Consider the following 18,264-nt stretch of genomic DNA (forward strand, 5'->3'; position numbering starts at 1 on the left):
CATGCCCCTGCTCGTCGCCATCGGCGGCGCGGTCCTCCTCGCCGTCGTCCTCGTCCTCTTCGTGCTCTCCCGGATCAAGGTGGCCGGCCCCAACGAGGCCTTCATCGTCACCGGCCGCAAGGGCCGCACCACCCAGACCGCCGACGGCGGCCGACACACCGACATGTCCGGGCAGAAGGTCGTCCTGGGCGCCTCGGTCTTCGTGCTGCCGGTGGTGCAGAAGCTCCAGTCGCTCGACCTGTCCAGCCGCCGGATCGACGTCGGCATCCGCGGCGCGGTCAGCAAGCAGGGCATCCGCGCCGACCTGCACGGCGTGGCGATCGTCAAGGTGGGCGGCACCGAGGACGCGATCCGGGCCGCCGCCCAGCGTTTCCTGCACCAGCAGGACGAGATCGACAACTTCACCCGCGAGGTGCTGGCCGGCGCGCTGCGCTCGATCGTCGGGCGACTCACCGTCGAGGAGGTGATCCGGGACCGCGCGGCGTTCGCCAGCGCGGTCGCCGAGGAGGCCGAGCACTCGATGACCAACCAGGGTCTCGTGCTGGACGCCTTCCAGCTCCAGGACATCATCACCGAGGGGTCGTACCTGGCCGACCTGGGCCGTCCGGAGGCCGCCCGGGTGCTCAAGGACGCGGCCATCGCCGAGGCGCGGGCCCGGCAGCAGGCCGAGCAGGAGCGGTTGCTCGCCGAGGAGGCGATCGCCGAGGCGAACCGGAACCTCGCCCTCAAGCAGGCCGGCATCCAGGCCGAGATCGACGCGGCGAAGGCGAAGTCCGCGGCGGCCGGGCCGCTCGCCCAGGCCGAGCGGGACCAGGCGATCCTCACCGAGCAGCAGAAGGTCGCCGAGCGCAACGCCGAGCTGAAGCAGCGCCAACTGGACACCGAGGTGCGCAAGCCGGCCGACGCGGCCCGGTACAAGGTCGAGCAGGAGGCGGAGGCGGCCCGCAACGCCGCGGTGCTGAACGCCGACGCCCGGCGGCAGGCCACCATCGCCGCCGCGCAGGCCGAGGCCGAGCAGGCCCGGCTCACCGGTGAGGGCGAGCGGGCCCGGCGGGCCGCGCTGGCCGAGGCGAACGCGATCGAGGGCGCCAAGGAGGGTGAGGCCGAGCAGCGCCGGCGCTCCGCGATCGCCGAGGCGGTCGAGCGGGAGGGCCAGGCCGAGGCCGCGGCCATCCAGGCCCGGGGTCAGGCCGAGGCGGAGGCGATGGCCCGCAAGGCCGAGGCGTTCGCCGCGTACGGCGAGGCCGCGGTGCTGGACCTGCTGGTCAAGGTGCTGCCGCAGGTGGTCGAGGCGGCCAGCGCGCCGATCGGGGCGATCGACAAGATGACGGTGATCTCCACCGACGGGGCGTCCTCGTTGACGAAGTCGGTGGCCGGGAACGTGGCGCAGGGCCTCCAGCTCGGCTCCGACCTCACCGGCATCGACCTGCCGGGGCTGCTCGCCAAGCTGGGCGCCGCGCACAGCAACGGCAAGCCCGCCGTCGACGCCTGACGCGCGAAGGAGGGCCCCCGGGGAGATCCGGGGGCCCTTCGGGTCAGGACGTGACGCCCTGGTCCCGGGCCCAGCGCAGCAGCTCCGCCTCGGCCTCGTCGCGGTCCAGCGGGCCGCGTTCCAGGCGCAGCTCCTTGAGGTGCTTCCACGCCTGGCCGACCACCGGCCCCGGCGGTACGCCGAGCAGCTCCATGATCGCGTTGCCGTCGAGGTCCGGGCGGACCCGGGCCAGGTCCTCCTCGGCCGCGATCCGGGCGATCCGCTCCTCCAACGCGTCGTAGTCGGCGGCGAGCGCGGCCGCCTTACGCCGGTTGCGGGTGGTGCAGTCGGAGCGGGTCAGCTTGTGCAGCCGGGTCAGCAGGTCACCGGCGTCGGTGACGTACCGGCGCACCGCCGAGTCGGTCCACTCGCCCCGGCCGTACCCGTAGAAGCGCAGGTGCAGGCCGACCAGCTTGGTCACCTGGGCGGTGACGTCCTTGGAATAGCGCATGGCCTTCATCCGGGCCTTGGTCAGCCGGGCGCCGACCACCTCGTGGTGGTGGAAGCTGACCCGGCCGTCCGACCCGACGGCCTTGGTGGCCGGCTTGCCGGCGTCGTGCATCAGCGCGGCCATCCGCAGCACGAAGTCGCAGCCGTCGGACTCCAGCGCCATCGCGTTGCTCACCACGGTGAGCGTGTGCTCGTAGACGTCCTTGTGCTGGGCGTGCTCGTCGATGGTCAGCTTCAGCCCGGTCAGCTCGGGCAGGAAGCGTTCGGCCAGGCCGGTGTCGACCAGCAGCCGCAGCCCGGTGATCGGGTCGGCGCCGCAGAGCAGCTTGGTGAACTCGTCGCGGATCCGCTCGGCGGTGATCCGGTCCAGGTCCGCGGCCATCTCACCCATCGCCACCCGGACGTCCGGGTGGACGGCGAAGCGGAGCTGGGCGGCGAAGCGGGCGGCCCGCAGCATCCGCAGCGGATCGTCGCCGAACGACTCCCGCGGGGTGCCCGGGGTACGGATCACCTTCGCGGCCAGGTCGTCCAGCCCGCCGTACGGGTCGGTGAAGCGGTGCTCGGGCAGGCTCACAGCCATCGCGTTGACGGTGAAGTCGCGGCGGCGCAGGTCGTCGGTGAGGCTGGTGCCGTACTCGACGACCGGGTTGCGGCTGACCTGGTCGTACGCCTCCGCGCGGTAGGTGGTGATCTCCAGCAGCAGGCCGTCGCGCCGGCAGCCGATGGTGCCGAACTCGCGGCCGGTCTCCCAGATCGCCTCGGCCCAGCCCTTGACGATCCGCAGCGTCTCGTCCGGGTGGGCGTCGGTGCAGAAGTCGAGGTCGTTGCCGAGCCGACCGAGCAGGGCGTCGCGGACGGAACCGCCCACCAGGTGCAGTTCGTGCCCGGCGGCGGCGAACCGGCGGCCCAGCTCGTCGGCGACCGGGCTGACGCGGAGCAGTTCGGCGACGGCGTTGCGCTGTGCTGCGGTCAGCTCGCGACGGTCGGCGGCGTGGGATGCGGAGGCTTCGGACATGGGATCGCCAGCCTATCGGGCCCGGGCAGGAACTGATCCGCCGGGCGCGGGTATGAAACGGGCGTTGACTAAGGTCTGGGGCGTGCGGGCCGGTGGTCCGGCTCCGACGTCACCCCTTGGAGGCTGGAGATGAGCGGCGGGCTCTACCGCAGCGCCAACGCCACGCCGGACGGCGCGATCCCGCCGACGGACGAGGCGACCTTCATCTCGGCCGAGCCGCTGAACCAGCCGGCGGTGGAGGCGACCGCGCCGCCGACCGAGCAGGTGGCCGAGGGCAGCGCGGCGGCGAACAGCGCGGTGATGGCCGCCGGCAGCCTGGTCAGCCGGGGTACGGGCTTCCTGCGCAACCTGATGATCGGCGCGGCGCTCGGCGGCGGTCTGGTCGGCAACGCGTACACGACGGCCCAGTTCCTGCCCAGCCAGGTGTACGAGTTCCTGCTCGGCGGGGTGCTCACCAGCGTGCTGATCCCGGTGCTGGTCCGGCGGCGCCGCTCGGACCCGGACCGGGGCGACGCGTACGCGCAGCGGCTGCTCACCCTGGCCGTGCTCGCGCTGGGCATCGCCGCGCTGCTCACCACGGCCGGCGCCCAGTTCATCACCCTGCTCTACGCCAGCGGCCAGAACGGCGACTACGTCGGCCTGGTCAACAAGCTGTCGTACCTGATGTTGCCGATGCTGTTCTTCACCGGCGTGAGCGCGTTGATCGCCGCGGTGCTGAACACCCGGGGCCACTTCGCGGCACCGATGTGGGCGCCGATCCTGAACAACCTGGTCGTCATCGGCACCTGCGCGATCTACATCGCCACCTTCGGCACCGACCTGCTGAAGCCCGAGGAGATGGGCACGGCCCGGATCCTGGTGATCGGTGGCGGCACCCTGCTTGGCGTGGCGGTGCAGGCGGTCGGCCTGCTGCCGGCGCTGCGCAAGGTGGGTTTCCGGTGGAGGTGGCGCTTCGACTTCCGCGAGTTGGGGCTGCGCGAGCTGGCCAAGCTCGGCGCCTGGATGTTCTGCTACGTGGCGGCCAACCAGCTCGGCCTCTTCGTGATCGTCAACCTGTTGACCCGCGCCGCCGGGGACGACAAGGCCGGCATCATGATCTACAACAACGTCTTCCTGCTGATCATGATGGCGCACGGCATCGTCGCGGTCTCGATCATCACGGCGTTGATGCCGAGGATGAGCGCCGCCGCCGCGGACGGCCGGTTCGCCGACATCACCGCCGACCTGTCCCGGGGCATCCGGACGGTCAGCGCGGTGCTCGCCCCGATCGCCGTGGTCTACGCGGTGCTCTCCGGCCCGCTCGCGGTGATGGTCTTCCGGTACGGCGCGTTCACCAGTGAGAGCGCCCTGCTCACCTCGACGGTGCTGCTGGTCGGCGCGCTCGGGCTGGTGCCGTTCGCGATCAGCCAGCTGCTCACCTTCGGCTTCTACGCCCTCCAGGACACCCGCACCCCGGCTCTGGTGATCATCGGGGTGGTGGCCCTGCGGACGCTGCTCCAGTTCGTCTTCTACCTGGTCTTCCCGGGGAGTTTCGCGGCGGCCGGGATGATGCTCGGCAACGCGATCTCCTACCTGGTGGCGGTGGCCGCCTCGGCGATGCTGATCCGCCGTCGGGTCGGCCGACTCGGCCTGGGCCGGATCACCCGCACCGTCGGCCGGGTGGCGGTCGCCGCGCTGGGCGCCACGCTTGTCGGCCTGGTGCTGGTCCGGCTGCTGCCCGGCGACCCGGCCGAGCTGAGCCGACCGGCCGCGCTGCTCCAGCTGGTGATCGGCGGCGCCGCGATCGGCCTGACCTACCTCGGACTGGCCGCGATGCTGAAGATCGGGGAGATCACCGAGGTGATCGGCATGGTCCGCCGCCGGCTGGGCCGCTGACCACCGCCCGCCACGTACCGTGACCGCGGATCACCAGGCTGGGGACACGCCTGTGGATAACTCAGCGATTCGCCGGTCAGCCGCCGGTTCGGCCTGTGGACAACCAACCGGAAGGATGAGGGTGGGGGGCTGATCGGAGGGGAATCCCAGGGCGGCTCCACGGAGTCGCCACACCGGCCGCAACCCCTCCTACGACTACTTGCGGTCAACCTCTAGATTGGCTAGTACATGTGCCAGCAACGTGGCCGACAACGGTCACAACCGGACGGCCCACCGACCACTGGCACCTCGCAGGCGACGGCGGGAAGATGACATGTCGAGGGAACGGGCAACCCGGGTAAGGTCGCTCTCGACGGGTACGGCAGGCACCGGTGCTCCGGCGACTCCGACCGGGCCGGTTCCTTCGACGGCGGAGCGGGAAGCCACCATGCCCAGCAGCACGGGTCCATCGATCGACACGATCACCGAGGGAGGACGGGTGACCCAGGTCGGCGAGGGTCAGGAGGCGGAGGAAAGCGCTCCGCCGGTCATGACCTTCGGTGCTCCCACGGCCGGTGAGATCCTCGCCGAGCGGTACGAGCTGGTCGAGCACATCAACAACGACAGCGCCGGCCGGTTGGTCTGGCGCGGGGTCGACGTCGTGCTGCGCCGGCCGGTGGCGGTCGTCATGCGCTACCCCGGCGGCGACTCCGCCACCGAGATGCTCCAGGCCGCCGTCGCGGCCAGCCGGGTCATCCACCCCAACCTGGTCGGTGTCTACGACGCCATCGACGAGGACGACCGGGCGTACGTGGTCCGCGAGTGGGTGGACGGCCAGTCGCTGCGCGAACAGGTGGCGGCCGAGGGTCCGCTGGACCCGGCCCGGGCGACCGCGGTGGGCAACGCGGTGGCGAGCGCCCTCGCCGCCGTGCACGCCACCGGCATGGTGCACGGCAACGTGCACCCGGGCACCGCCATGATCAGCGACGAGGGCCGGGTGGTGCTGGCCGACGCGCGCACCGACGGCGCCGACAGCCAGGAGAACGACGTCCGGGCGGTCGGCGGGATCCTCTACTTCGCACTCACCGGGCACTGGCCGCACAACGAGGCCCCGCTGCACGGTGCCACCGCCGGGCACGGCCGCGCCGCCATCCCCGACGCCGTACGCGACGCCAGTGGCGCGATCGCGGCGCCCCGGCAGGTCCGGGCCGGCGTGCCGGCGTACCTCGACGACCTGACGATGGACCTGCTCGACCCGGAGATCGCGCCGCCCTCCTCGGACGTGCTCGCCGCCGAGCTGGCCCGGCTGGACATCCCCGCCGACGACCACTTCCTGGAGAGCGCCGGCACGCTGCGGTTCACCGCCGAGCCGGACGACGACCGCTCGCCGCTGGCCGCCGCGGGCGGTCGCAAGGTGGCCATCGGCATCGCCGGTCTGCTGGCGGTGGCCCTGGTCGGCCTGCTGATCGGGATCAGCACGTTCGGCGGCGACGGTAAGGACCCGGGCAAGGAGCCGGTCGCGCAGCCCACCGCCAGCGCGCCCGCCGTCGAGGACACCACGCCCGCCGCGGCCACCGTCCGCAAGCTCGACATCGGGGCCGTGAAGATCGTCGACCCGGACAGCAGGAAGCGCGACGAGCTCGACGACGCCGACAAGGTGACCGACGGCAGCCTCGACGAGGGCTGGGAGACCCAGAGCTACACGACCGCCAAGTTCAGCAACTACAAGTCGGGCATGGGTGTCTGGATCGACCTGGGCGCCCCGCACACCGTCAAGTCGGTGCAGGCCGTCGTCTCGGCCAGCGGTGCGACCGCTCAGATCTTCGCCGGAAGCGCGACCTTCCCGTCCTCCAGCTCGGGCGACAAGCAGCTGGTCAAGAGCTACAAGCCGGTCGGCGACGCGCTCGAGCAGTACGACGGCACCACGATGACCTTCAGCAACGGCTTCAACGCCGACCAGAAGTACCGCTACCTGATGCTCTGGATCACCGAGCTGCCGCAGAAGGAGGACGGCAGCGGCAAGTACAAGATCGGGGTCCAGGAGATCACCGTCCAGGGGTCGTGACCGGCCGGCCGGAACCAGGTAGGTCGCGGTGACCGAGGCCAGCGACCTGGACCTGATCCGCGCCCACGTGGCCGGTGATCGGGACGCCTTCACCGAGCTCTTCCACCGGCACCGGGACCGGCTCTGGGCGGTCGCCCTGCGTACCCTCGGCGACCGCGAGGAGGCCGCCGACGCGCTGCAGGACGCGCTGCTCTCCGCGCACCGGGCCGCGGCCCGCTTCCGCGGTGACTCGGCGGTCACCACCTGGCTGCACCGGATCGTGGTGAACGCCTGCCTGGACCGGATCCGTCGCCGGCAGGCGCACCCGACCGTCCCGCTGCCCGACGGCAGCCGTACCGACGCAGACGGCCGGCCGACCGGGGTGGAGCCGGCCGCCCCGGTCCAGGACCACGACACCGCGCTGGTGGTCCGGCAGGCGCTCGCCGCGCTCCCCGCGGAGCAGCGGGCGGCGCTGGTCCTGGTCGACGTGCAGGGCTACCCGGTGGCCGAGGTGGCCCGGATCCTCGGCGTGGCCGAGGGCACGGTGAAGAGCCGCTGCGCGCGCGGCCGGGCCCGGCTCGCCACACTCCTGGGTCATCTGCGCACCGGCTCCGACGAGGCCGCCCCGGCTTCCGGCGTGCCCGAGGTCACCTCGGGGAACCGCCGGCCCCCGCAGGGCGTCGGATCGGGGCCGGGGCGGTCCCGGCACGGCACCGGCGAGGAGGAGACGTGACGTCCGGGGACTTCAGCCAGGTCGACCACGACCTGCTCGCCGACTTCGTCGGTGGGGCGCTGGAGGGTACGCCCGAGCAGGCGACCGTCAACCGGCTGGTCGACGAGGACGCCGCCTGGTCCACGGCGTACGCCCGGCTGCTCGCCGCCCTGCCGCAGGTGCACGACGACCTGGCCCGGTGGGCCGCCGGTCCCGCCCCGGAGATGCCGCTGGCCGTGACGGAACGGATCGCCGCCGCGCTGGCCGGCGCCGGACCGGCCCCGGTCGGTACGGCCGACCTTCCGCGCCAGCCGGGACCGGGCACCCCACGTCCGGCGGCCGACGAGCCGGCCCGCCCGGCGGGCGACCTCGACCATGCCCACCCGGACGACACCCGCTCCACCGACGAGCTGGACGGTTCGCGCCCCGCCGGCGGTCCGCACACCGCCGACGAGCCGGACGGTCCGCGGCCGGCCGGGGAGCGGGGCGGGCAATCGGAGCGCGGCGACCGCGACCGGTCCCGGCCGGCGGGGGGCACCGGACCCGGGCGGCGGCGCCGGCGGTGGACCCGGCTCGCCGGTCCGGTGGCGCTCGCCGCGGCCGCCATGATGGGCGCCGGTCTCGGCGTCAACCAGCTGGTCCGCACCGAGAGCGGCGGCGACCGCGGCGCGCTCAGCGACGCCCCGGCTCCGGGGCAGGCGAGGACCGCCCTGGCCACCCCGTTCGGCGCGGCGGCCCCCCGCACCACGTACAGCGGCACCGACTGGACCCCGGCGGCGCTGGCCGGCGGCGTGCTCGGCGCGGGTGGGAGCCCGGCGGCCAAGCGGCCCCCGGCGGGCAAGCAGAGTCCGGCTGCCAAGCAGCCCGGCTTCCAGCCGGACTCCGAGAGCGACCACGGCCGGCTGGCGGGCCCCGGCACGCTGGACCGGCTAACCGACCCGGCGGCGCTCGACACCTGCCTGGGCGAGATCACCACCGAGCACGGCGCCGGCCCGCTGACCGTCGACGTGGTCGACTACGCGGCCTTCCAGGGAGCGCCGGCTCTGGTCGTCGGCTTCGTCGACGCGGCGGGGGCCCGGTGGGCCTGGGTCAGTGGGCCGGAGTGCGGCGTACCGGGTTCCGGCGCGGACACCCGCTACCGGTCCCGGGTAGGGTGAGGACGCAACCGGACGTCCGCTTTCGCACGTGACGTGACCCACCGGACTGCCGGCTCGGGAATCCCCGCTTCGTACGATGACGTTCTGCAATTCAGTGGCCGGCCCCTCGGGTGCCGGCCCTCGCACCGGCATCGTCCCGGCGGCATGTCAGCCGGAACGGATGGCGACCACACACATCGGGAGACGGCAGTGGACGAGGTCCGCAACCTGATCATCATCGGCTCCGGGCCGGCCGGTTACACGGCGGCGGTCTATGCCGCGCGCGCCAACCTGAAGCCGCTCGTCATCGAGGGCGTGCAGTCGGGTGGTGCCCTGATGACCACCACCGAGGTGGAGAACTTCCCCGGCTTCGCCGACGGCATCCTCGGCCCCGAGCTGATGGACAACATGCGCAAGCAGGCCGAGCGGTTCGGCGCGGAGTTCCTGACCGACGACGTGACCCGGGTGGAGCTGGCCGACACCGGTCAGGTCGGCTCCGACGCGGTCAGCACCGTGTGGGTGGGTCAGACGGCGTACCGGGCGAAGGCGGTCATCCTCTCCACCGGTTCGGCCTGGCGCCCGCTGGGCGTGCCCGGCGAGCAGGAATACCTCGGCCACGGCGTGTCGTCCTGCGCGACCTGTGACGGCTTCTTCTTCCGCAACCAGCACATCGTGGTGGTCGGCGGCGGCGACTCCGCCATGGAGGAGGCGAGCTTCCTCACCCGGTTCGCCGAGTCGGTCACCATCATCCACCGCCGCGACTCGTTCCGGGCCAGCAAGATCATGGCTGAGCGGGCGCTGGGCAACGACAAGATCAAGGTCGAGTGGAACAGCACCGTCGAGGAGGTCCTCGGCGACGACGGCAAGGTCAGCGGGGTCCGGGTCCGCAACGTGCACACCGGCGAGTCCAAGGTCCTCGACGTCACCGGCGTCTTCGTGGCGATCGGCCACGACCCGCGCAGCGAACTCTTCCGCGGCCAGGTCGACCTGGACGACGAGGGGTACGTGAAGGTGCAGGCGCCGAGCACCCGGACCAGCATCCCCGGTGTGTTCGCCGCCGGTGACGTGGTCGACCACACCTACCGGCAGGCGATCACCGCGGCCGGCACCGGCTGCGCCGCCGCCCTGGACGCCGAGCGCTTCATCGCCACGCTGGGCTGAACAGCGCAGACAACGTAAGCAGAATCCCCCGAGGAGGAGGGTCATAGTGGGAGCAACAAAGGTCGTCACCGACGCCAGCTTCACCACCGACGTGCTGAAGTCCGACAAGCCGGTCCTGGTGGACTTCTGGGCGGAGTGGTGCGGCCCGTGCCGCAAGGTGTCGCCGCTGCTGGAGGAGATCGCCGGCGAGATGGGTGACCAGGTCACCATCGTCAAGCTGAACATCGACGAGAACCCGGAGACCGCCCGGGCGTACCGGGTGATGTCCGTGCCGACCCTCACCGTGTTCAAGAACGGCGAGCCGGTGCAGTCCATCGCCGGCGCGAAGCCCAAGGGCGAGCTCGTCCGGCTGATCGAGTCGGCGCTCTGACCCGACCTGTACCTCACCGGAACCCCGCACCCGATCCACGGTGCGGGGTTCCGGCTTTTTCCGGCCTGACCTGCGCCGACCCGGCACCCTCGGTGCCCGGCAGCGCTTAGCCTCAACCCGGGGCGACCGAGCGACGGCCCGCCCCCGGAGGCGTCCGGGCGGCGGAGCGCCACCGGCGTCGGCGTCCGGCCCGCGACCCGCGGGCCCGGCCGGCACCCGCGCAGCAGAGGGGGTCGAGCGTGCGTCCCATCCGACCCGGTGACCGTGGACCGGCGGTGACGGAGATCCGTACCGTCCTGACCGGCCTCGACCTGCTCGCCCCGGCCACCGGCGGGGACTGCGACGACTTCGACCCGGCGACCGAGCGGGCCGTCCGCGCCTTCCAGCAGTCGCGCGGGCTCAGCGTCGACGGGCGGGTCGGCGCGGAGACCTGGCGGGCGCTCGACCAGGCCCGCTGGCGGCTCGGCGCCCGCACCCTCTACCACGCGGTGCCCGAGCCGCTCACCGGCGAGGACGTCCGGTCGCTCCAGGAGCGGCTGCTGGAGATGGGGTACGACGTGGGCCGCGCCGACGCGATCTACGGCGTACGCACCGCCCGGGCCGTGGCGCAGTTCCAGCGGGAGGTGGGCCTGAAGCCGGACGGGTCGTGCGGGCCGTACACGATGGGGGCGCTGCGCCGGCTCGGCCGCAAGGTGGTCGGCGGCCGGCCGCAGTGGCTGCGCGAGTCCGACGCGATCCGGCAGTCCGGTCCCACCCTGGTCGGCCGGACCGTGGTGATCGACCCGGGCCACGGCGGCACCGACCCCGGCCAGGTGGTCCCCGACGGTCCGCTGCGCTGGACCGAGGCGGACCTGGTGCACGACCTGGCCAGCCGGCTGGAGGGGCGGCTGGCGGCCTCCGGCGTACGCGTGCAGCTCACCCGCGGCCCGGCGCCCCGCACCTGCCTGCCGGACGCCGACCGGGCGGAACTGGCCAACTCGCTCGGCGCCGACGTGTTCATCTCGCTGCACACCGACGGGCACGCCAACCCGACCGCCGAGGGGGTGGCCACCTACCACTACGGGACGACCGACAACGGGGTCACCTCGGCGACCGGTGAGCGGCTCGCCGGGCTGGTGCAGCGGGAGATCGTCGCCCGCACCGGGCTGCGCGACTGCCGCACCCACGCCAAGACCTGGGACCTGCTGCGGTTGACCCGGATGCCCGCGGTCCGCGTCGAGGTCGGCTACCTCACCTCGCCCGCCGACCGGGCCCGCCTGGTCGACCCCCGGTTCCGGGACCGGGTGGCCGAGGCGATCGTCGCCGCCGTGCAGCGGATGTACCTGCCGGACGAGCGGGACGTGCCGACCGGCTCGATCGACGTGAGCGAGCTGCGCGCGGTGGTCACCGCCGGCACGGTGGTCGACTGACCTGGTCCGCCGCCGCCGGCCCAGGTGGGCGGAACTCGCGGGGCCCGGTCAGCCGGTGGTGGAGCGGGTGGCCGGGGCCGGGCGTACCGGGCGGAGCAGGGTCTCCGGGCTCATCGAGCCGAGCAGCTTCTCCAGCGCGTACTCGACGTCGGACTTCCAGGACAGCGCCGTCCGCAGCTCCAGCCGCAGCCGGGGGTGGCGGGGGTGCGGGCGGACCGTCTTGAAGCCCACCGACAGGAAGAAGTCGGCCGGGGCGACACAGCCGCCCACCAGGTCGTCCACGTCGCCGAACTTCGCGTCGCCGAACGCCTCGATCGCCTTGATGCCACGCTTGGTGAGATCCCGGGCGACGCCCTGGACCAGCATCCGGCCCAACCCGCCGCCGGCGAACGCCGGAACCACGTGCGCCGTCATCAGCAGCGCCGCGTCGGCGGAGACCGGAGAGGTGGGAAACGCCATCGAGCGGGGGACGTAGGCGGGTGGGGCGTACATGACGAAACCGGCGGGCATGCCGTCGACGTACGCCAGCTTGCCGCAGGAACCCCACTCCAGCAGCGTCTGGGAGACCCAGGCCTCCTTCTCCAGCCCCGGGTCGCCGGCCGCGCAGGCCCGCTCGGCGGAAACCGGATCAAGCTCCCAGAAGACGCAGCGCCGGCACGGACGAGGCAGATCCTCCAACGTGTCGAGGGTCAGGCTGACCAGACGTCGCGACATTGGCGCATCCCCACAATAGGCTCGGAGGTGAAGACCACCGCGGTACGACGCCGCCGCCTTCCTGCCCCCCGACGAGCGATCGTACGCCGTCACCCGACCGTACGGGAGGGGACGCGCGAACGCCCACCGGAACGGGCCGACCGCCGACCACTCCGGTTCGGCCCGTCTGGTGCCGCGCCGCGACCCGGAGCAGTCGTCCGGCATGTGGAAGACCACCACGTCACCGGGCTGATGGCCGGGAGGCGCGACTAGGATCGACAGACCGGCGCCCGCGCCGCCATGGTCGCCGGCGGCCCGGGTACCAACCCGGGTGGGGAGCCACCCCACACGCGATCGAGGTGATGTCATGACCGGCACGACGCTCGACGACTACACCGACCGGTACGCCCGGCGGGTCCGCGGGATGACCGCCTCGGAGATCCGGGCGCTCTTCGCCGTGGCCAGCCGGCCGGAGGTCGTCTCGCTCGCCGGTGGCGCCCCCTACATCGCCGCGCTGCCGCTGGACGCGGTCGGCGAGATGCTCGGCCGGCTCGGCTCCGAGCACGGCGCCACCACCCTCCAGTACGGCATCGGCCAGGGCACCCTGGAGCTGCGCGAGCGGATCTGTGAGGTGATGGCGCTCTCCGGCATCGACGCGTCCTGCGGCGCCTCACCGGACGACGTGGTGGTGACCGTCGGCGGCCAGCAGGCGCTCGACCTGGTGGCCCGACTCTTCCTCGACCCGGGCGACGTGGTGCTCGCCGAGGGGCCGACCTACGTCGGCGCGCTCGGGGTGTTCCAGGCCGCCCAGGCACAGGTGGCGCACGTGCCCATGGACGACGAGGGGCTGATCCCGGAGGCGCTGGAGGTGGCCATCGCCGACCTGGCCCGCGCCGGCCGGCGGGTCAAGTTCCTCTACACCATCCCCACCTACCAGAACCCCGCCGGCGTCACGCTGAGCGAGGAGCGCCGGGAGCGGGTGCTGGACATCTGCGAGCGCGCCGGACTGCTCGTGGTGGAGGACGACCCGTACGGTCAGCTGGGCTTCGAGACGGAGGCCCCCCGGCCGCTGCGGGCCCGCCGCCGCGAAGGGGTGTTCTACCTCAGCACCTTCTCCAAGACCTTCGCCCCCGGCCTGCGGGTCGGCTGGATCCTCGCCCCGCACGCCGTCCGCGACAAGCTGGTCATCGCCAGCGAGGCGCAGATCCTCTGCCCCAGCGCGTACGCCCAGGCGGCCGTCACCACGTACCTCTCCACCATGCCGTGGCGGGAGCAGCTCAAGACGTACCGCGAGGTCTACCGGGAGCGCCGGGACGCGATGCTCGACGCGCTGGACGACATGATGCCGGCCGGGACGACGTGGACCACCCCCGGTGGCGGCCTCTTCGTCTGGGCCACCCTGCCCGAGGGCCTGGACGCCAAGGCGATGATGCCCCGCGCCATCGCCGCCCGCGTCGCGTACGTGCCGGGCACCGGCTTCTACGCCGACGGTTCCGGCAGCGGCAACATCCGCCTGAACTTCTCGTTCCCGTCCCCGGAGCGGATCCGGGAGGGGGTCCGCCGGCTGGCCGGCGTGATGGAGCAGGACATCGCCATGCGCCGGGTCTTCGGCCAGGTGGACCGTCCCGGAGTGCGGCGCGGCCGTCCCGGCGCGGACACTCCCGGACCCGACTTGGCATGATTCCGGCATGGCTGCCACCTCCGCTTCGCCGTCGCCGGTGACCGACCCCGCCACCACGACCGACCTGCGCGTCCTGGTGCTCGCCGGTGGGCTCTCCTACGAACGGGACGTCTCCCTGCGCTCCGGACGACGGGTCCTCGACGCGCTGCGCGGAGCCGGCGTGGAGGCCGAGCTGCGGGACGCCGACGTGGCCCTGCTGCCCGCGCTGGCCGCCGACCCCCCGGACGCCGTGGTGATCGCCCTGCACGGTGCCACCGGCGAGGACGGCTCGCTGCGCGGCGTGCTCGACCTGTGCGACGTGCCCTACGTCGGCTGCGACGCCCGCGCCTCCCGGCTGGCCTGGGACAAGCCGTCCGCCAAGGCGGTGCTCCGGGAGGCCGGCATCCCCACCCCCGACTGGGTGGCGTTGCCGCACGACCGCTTCTCCGAGCTGGGCGCCGTCGCAGTGCTGGACCGGATCGTCGACCGGTTGGGGCTGCCCCTGATGGTGAAGCCGGCCCAGGGCGGTTCGGGTCTGGGCGCCGCCGTGGTCCGGGACGCCGCGGCGCTGCCCGCCGCGATGGTCGGCTGTTTCGCGTACGACTCGACGGCTCTGGTGGAGCGGTACGTGCCAGGTATGGACGTGGCCGTGTCGGTGCTGGACCTGGGCGACGGTCCGCAGGCCCTGCCCGCCGTGGAGATCGTCCCCCGCAACGGCGTGTACGACTACGCGGCCCGCTACACCGCCGGCCGTACCACCTGGCACGCCCCGGCCCGGTTGGAGCCGCAGGTGGCCGGCGCGGTGGCCGAGGTCGCGCTCGCCGCCCACCGGGCGCTCGGGCTCCGGGACCTCTCCCGGGTCGACCTGATCGTCGACACGGACGGCCGGCCGCACGTGCTGGAGGTCAACGTGTCACCCGGCATGACGGAGACCTCGCTCCTGCCGCTCGCCGTCCAGGCCGGGAGCCTGGACTTCGGCAAGGTGCTGGGCACCCTGGTGACCCGGGCCGCCTCCCGCCGCCGGTAGTCCAGCGGCGGGTCGGCGCGCGGCGGTCCACCGACCTGGGTCAGTTCGCGGCCTCGGGGTCGGCGCTCGCCGGGCCCCTTGCCTCCCTCGTCGGCTCCTCGGCCGACGGATTTTCCTCGACCGGATCGGGGCCGGCCTCCTCGGCGGCCTCGATGACCGAGGTCGGCTCGCCGTCGGCGACATCGACCGGAGCGGTCCCGGAGCCCGAAAAGCTCGACGGGGCCTGCCACTGGATGCGCGGCGGTTCGGCCAGCGGACGACCACCGAACTCGGCCAGCCAGGCCGCCACCATGGCGAGGTTCTCCCGCCACCGCGATTCGGGAATGGCCGGCAGGATCGAGTCCCAGAGCGGGAGGAAGGTGCCCCGGAGCTGGAGCTGCCCGTACGGCCGGGCGAGGAACCACATGTGCAGGTGCGCGGAGCCGTCACCCCAGCGGTTGACGTGTACCCGGGCCACTCCGTCGAGGGACCGGATGGCCCGCTCCAGGCGTACCGTCATGACGCCGAGTTCGGCGGCCAGCAGGTTCGGCAGGTCCCCGAGGTCCAGGTGCGACCGGGACTCCAGGATCAGCACCATCGGCAGGCCCGTCGGCCGGTCCATGGCGCGAACCCGCCAGCGTTCACCCACCCAGATGTACGCCTCGTCCGGCGCGTTGCAGGCGGTGCACTCGCGGTGGCCCTCGCCCTTGCGGGGCGGCTCGGCATCGACCGGCTCATCGAGCGGCTTGACGCGGATGTCGCCCTCGAAGGGGAACGAGGGCCACTGGGTGAAGTCCGGAACTTCGGCAGGGGTGTCGGGCACGAGGCTGACCCTAACCGAGCAGACGATCGCTGTCCCTACCGGAAATCGGCCGACGTGCCCTACCGCAGTGACTCCGGGAAGGGGGAGCCGTCGGGCTCGCCGATGGGCCGGGGCGCACGCGGCGGACGCTTCGCTGAAGGAGCCGGAAACCGGGTTCGCTCAGCCCGTGGATGCCCTCAGAGTTATCCACAGGGGTTTTCCACAGGCATCGCTGTTTCACGTGAAACCCCGCGTAAAACGGGGTCCCGGCCTGTGGATGAAGTGGTGTGGGGTGACTCTCGACGGCTTGTGGACGAGACGGTGGCCGTGCTCCGCCGACGCCTCGGAAGTCCCCAGTCCCGCACGGATCTGACCGGTCGGATGCGCCCTTCCTTCCTAACGAACGAGGCGCCGATCGGTGGCCCTCTCGGGCCGCAGGCGTGCGCCTGCCCTTCGGGTGGTCATCCGGGAGGCGTGACGGCACGCGCATCCTGTTGTGGCTCTGCCGGCGGCCGGCGCGGAACCGAGCACCATCCCCTGTTTCACGTGAAACGGCGGGGGCAGGTCGCGGAAGCTGCACCTGCGGCGCGGCACTGCCTCCTTCCTGGCACCGTGCGCTCCCCGAGCAGGTCCGGCCTGAGGCCTGGCCGTCAGGCCTCAGAGAGTGTTGTGATACCTGGACGTGATCTTCGTTGACCGTGTCGGGGAAGATCACTTCTGTGTCGCTGTGTCTGTAAACCGGCTTACGAGTCGTCGTTGACGGATGGGCAGTGGGCGGTCATCAAGCCGTTGCTGCCGGTGCGGGATCCGCGGCGGGGTGGTCGGCCGTTGCGGTATCCACGTCGGCTGGTCATTGACACGATCCTGTACGTGTTGCGCACCGGTACGGCGTGGCGGCATGTGCCCCATGACCTCGTGCCGTGGGACGTGGCCTACCGGTGGTTCCGGTGCTGGAGCGCCGACGGCACGTGGGATCGGGTTCACGACCTGCTGCGCGACGCGGTGCGAGTGGCCGAGGGACGTGATCCGCAGCCGTCGGCGGCGGTCCTCGATTCGCAGACCGCGCACAGTCATCAGGGCGGTGAGGCGATCGGCTACGACGCCGGCAAACGCACGCGGGGCCGTAAGCGGCATGTCCTGGTCGACACGTGCGGGCTGCTGCTCAAGGCCGTGGTGCATTCCGCGTCGATCCAGGAGCGTGCCGGCGCCAAGCTGGTCCTGGCGAGGATCACCGAGACGTTCCCGCTGCTGGGTCTGGTCTGGGCCGACGCCGGCTACGTCAACCAGGTCGACAAAGGCCTGCTGGCGTGGGCTCGCACCCACGCCGGACTCGACCTGCAGATCGTGGCCCGCAACGCCGACGTGAAAGGCTTCCAGGTGCTACCCCGCAGGTGGGTGGTGGAACGGACCTTTGCCTGGTTGGGACGGTGCAGACGGTTGGCCCGCGACTACGAACGCAAGCCCGCGCACGCCGAAGCGATGATCAAAGTCGCCATGATCCGCCTGATGGCCGCCCGCCTCGCCGGCGAGGACATCGAACCGCAAGGCCCGATCGAGACCGAAGCAGCTCGACGCCTCGACGACGAACTCAACCCGAAGTAGTCACTGGGTTACCCAACACTCTCTCAGGCGTGCGCTCACTGGACCCTCGCCTGGGGCGTGCACTCACGGGCCCGTCATGGCTCGTGCGGTCAGCGGGCCCGTCATGGCTCGTGCGGTCAGCGGGCCCGTCAGGCCGGGGAGGAGAGCATGCGGGATGGACTCGGCAACGCCCAGCAGCCCACTGAACGTGGATGGTCTGCAGACAGAGCCGGCCCCGTTTCACGTGAAACCGGTCCCCATCAACGGCAACTTCGCGGACCGCAGATTCGTGTGCCGGCCCTCAGGCCCCGCCACACACGGCTTACGGCTGATCGGGTACGTGTAGGTAGGCCGTGGTCAGGCCCTCCCACGGGGTCCGCCTGATGGCGTGATGGACCTGCGGGCCCTGGCACCGGGGACGTGGCAGTGGAAAAGCCTGGGCCAAAACCGGCGGCCCCCTACGGACTTGAGAGCGTGAACGACTCACCCGGCGCGGGCGGTGGCGGTGACGGTGGCGGCGGCTTCTGAGAGGGTTGCGGGCGGAGCCCGAATGTCGCGGGATGTGAGCCAGACCCGCCGCCCGGTGCCGGACAGGCCGCTCGCCGGGTGAGTCGTCGATGCTCTCAAGTCTGTAGGCATCCGACGGACAGCACGCCGCTTCTGGGAGAAGGACCGGGCGACCCGCCGGAGTGTTGCCGCCGGAAGCTCCGGCCTGACCGAAGCCGCCGCCCGAACCGGCCCTCGGCTCTGATCCTCACCAGCGGAAGGCTCCTCCCTCACCGACTCCCGGCCGACCGGCCACCGCCGGCCCCACGTACAGGCTCCCCTGACTGCCGGCCG

Annotated in this window: 13 protein-coding genes and 1 pseudogene; 11 read left to right on the forward strand and 3 right to left on the reverse strand. The window is 72.5% G+C overall.

Annotated elements, in window-relative coordinates; all coding sequences use genetic code 11:
- Window position 1: 1 nt before the first annotated feature.
- Window positions 2-1,492, forward strand: coding sequence for a flotillin family protein (locus tag GA0074704_RS02715; RefSeq protein ID WP_088969024.1), 1,491 nt, complete (start codon window positions 2-4; stop codon window positions 1,490-1,492).
- A 43-nt stretch (window positions 1,493-1,535) separates the two neighbouring features.
- Here the strand turns inward: GA0074704_RS02715 and GA0074704_RS02720 are convergent, their stop codons facing one another.
- On the reverse strand, window positions 1,536-2,996 hold the full coding sequence (locus tag GA0074704_RS02720; RefSeq protein ID WP_088969025.1) for a CCA tRNA nucleotidyltransferase: 1,461 nt from the start codon (window positions 2,994-2,996) through the stop codon (window positions 1,536-1,538).
- Between the two features lie 129 nt (window positions 2,997-3,125).
- On the opposite strand from GA0074704_RS02720, the gene murJ reads away from it, so the two are divergent.
- The 7 genes from murJ (at window position 3,126) to GA0074704_RS02755 (ending at window position 11,682) form a co-directional block, all read left to right on the forward strand.
- Window positions 3,126-4,871, forward strand: a complete 1,746-nt coding sequence (gene murJ / locus GA0074704_RS02725) for a murein biosynthesis integral membrane protein MurJ (RefSeq protein ID WP_088969026.1) — start codon at window positions 3,126-3,128, stop codon at window positions 4,869-4,871.
- A gap of 427 nt (window positions 4,872-5,298) precedes the next feature.
- Window positions 5,299-6,915: a protein kinase family protein gene (locus GA0074704_RS02730; RefSeq protein WP_088969027.1), complete on the forward strand. Its 1,617-nt coding sequence runs from the start codon at window positions 5,299-5,301 to the stop codon at window positions 6,913-6,915.
- Between the two features lie 28 nt (window positions 6,916-6,943).
- Window positions 6,944-7,627 carry an RNA polymerase sigma factor SigM gene (gene sigM, locus GA0074704_RS02735; protein ID WP_088969028.1) on the forward strand — a complete coding sequence of 228 codons (684 nt, stop codon included), beginning with the start codon at window positions 6,944-6,946 and terminating at the stop codon, window positions 7,625-7,627.
- Window positions 7,624-8,763 carry a hypothetical protein gene (locus GA0074704_RS02740; RefSeq protein WP_088969029.1) on the forward strand — a complete coding sequence of 380 codons (1,140 nt, stop codon included), beginning with the start codon at window positions 7,624-7,626 and terminating at the stop codon, window positions 8,761-8,763. The genes sigM and GA0074704_RS02740 overlap by 4 nt, the downstream gene beginning before the upstream one ends.
- 189 nt (window positions 8,764-8,952) lie before the next feature.
- Window positions 8,953-9,903: a thioredoxin-disulfide reductase gene (trxB, locus tag GA0074704_RS02745; protein ID WP_088969030.1), complete on the forward strand. Its 951-nt coding sequence runs from the start codon at window positions 8,953-8,955 to the stop codon at window positions 9,901-9,903.
- Between the two features lie 46 nt (window positions 9,904-9,949).
- A complete protein-coding gene (gene trxA, locus GA0074704_RS02750; protein ID WP_088969031.1) occupies window positions 9,950-10,273 on the forward strand; it encodes a thioredoxin in 324 nt (107 codons plus the stop codon).
- 239 nt (window positions 10,274-10,512) lie between these two features.
- Entirely contained in the window at window positions 10,513-11,682 is a 1,170-nt protein-coding gene (locus GA0074704_RS02755; protein WP_088969032.1) for an N-acetylmuramoyl-L-alanine amidase, read from the forward strand.
- Window positions 11,683-11,730: 48 nt separating this feature from the next.
- On the opposite strand, the gene GA0074704_RS02760 is transcribed toward GA0074704_RS02755, so the two are convergent.
- Window positions 11,731-12,396 (reverse strand): GNAT family N-acetyltransferase, encoded by a 666-nt coding sequence (locus tag GA0074704_RS02760; RefSeq protein WP_088969033.1) that lies wholly within the window; start codon window positions 12,394-12,396, stop codon window positions 11,731-11,733.
- Window positions 12,397-12,742: 346 nt separating this feature from the next.
- On the opposite strand from GA0074704_RS02760, the gene GA0074704_RS02765 reads away from it, so the two are divergent.
- The gene (locus GA0074704_RS02765) at window positions 12,743-14,056 is read left to right on the forward strand and encodes an aminotransferase-like domain-containing protein (protein ID WP_088969034.1); all 1,314 of its coding nucleotides are present in this window, start codon (window positions 12,743-12,745) and stop codon (window positions 14,054-14,056) included.
- A 7-nt stretch (window positions 14,057-14,063) separates the two neighbouring features.
- Window positions 14,064-15,062, forward strand: coding sequence for a D-alanine--D-alanine ligase family protein (locus tag GA0074704_RS02770; RefSeq protein ID WP_088969035.1), 999 nt, complete (start codon window positions 14,064-14,066; stop codon window positions 15,060-15,062).
- Between the two features lie 156 nt (window positions 15,063-15,218).
- On the opposite strand, the pseudogene GA0074704_RS02775 reads toward GA0074704_RS02770, so the two are convergent.
- A pseudogene (locus GA0074704_RS02775) lies at window positions 15,219-15,864 on the reverse strand (hypothetical protein); the annotation flags it as partial.
- 696 nt (window positions 15,865-16,560) lie between these two features.
- On the opposite strand from GA0074704_RS02775, the gene GA0074704_RS02780 reads away from it, so the two are divergent.
- The gene (locus GA0074704_RS02780; RefSeq protein WP_157743812.1) at window positions 16,561-17,445 is read left to right on the forward strand and encodes an IS5 family transposase; all 885 of its coding nucleotides are present in this window, start codon (window positions 16,561-16,563) and stop codon (window positions 17,443-17,445) included.
- Window positions 17,446-18,264 lie beyond the last annotated feature (819 nt).

Source organism: Micromonospora siamensis, from assembly GCF_900090305.1.
GTDB lineage: Bacteria > Actinomycetota > Actinomycetes > Mycobacteriales > Micromonosporaceae > Micromonospora > Micromonospora siamensis.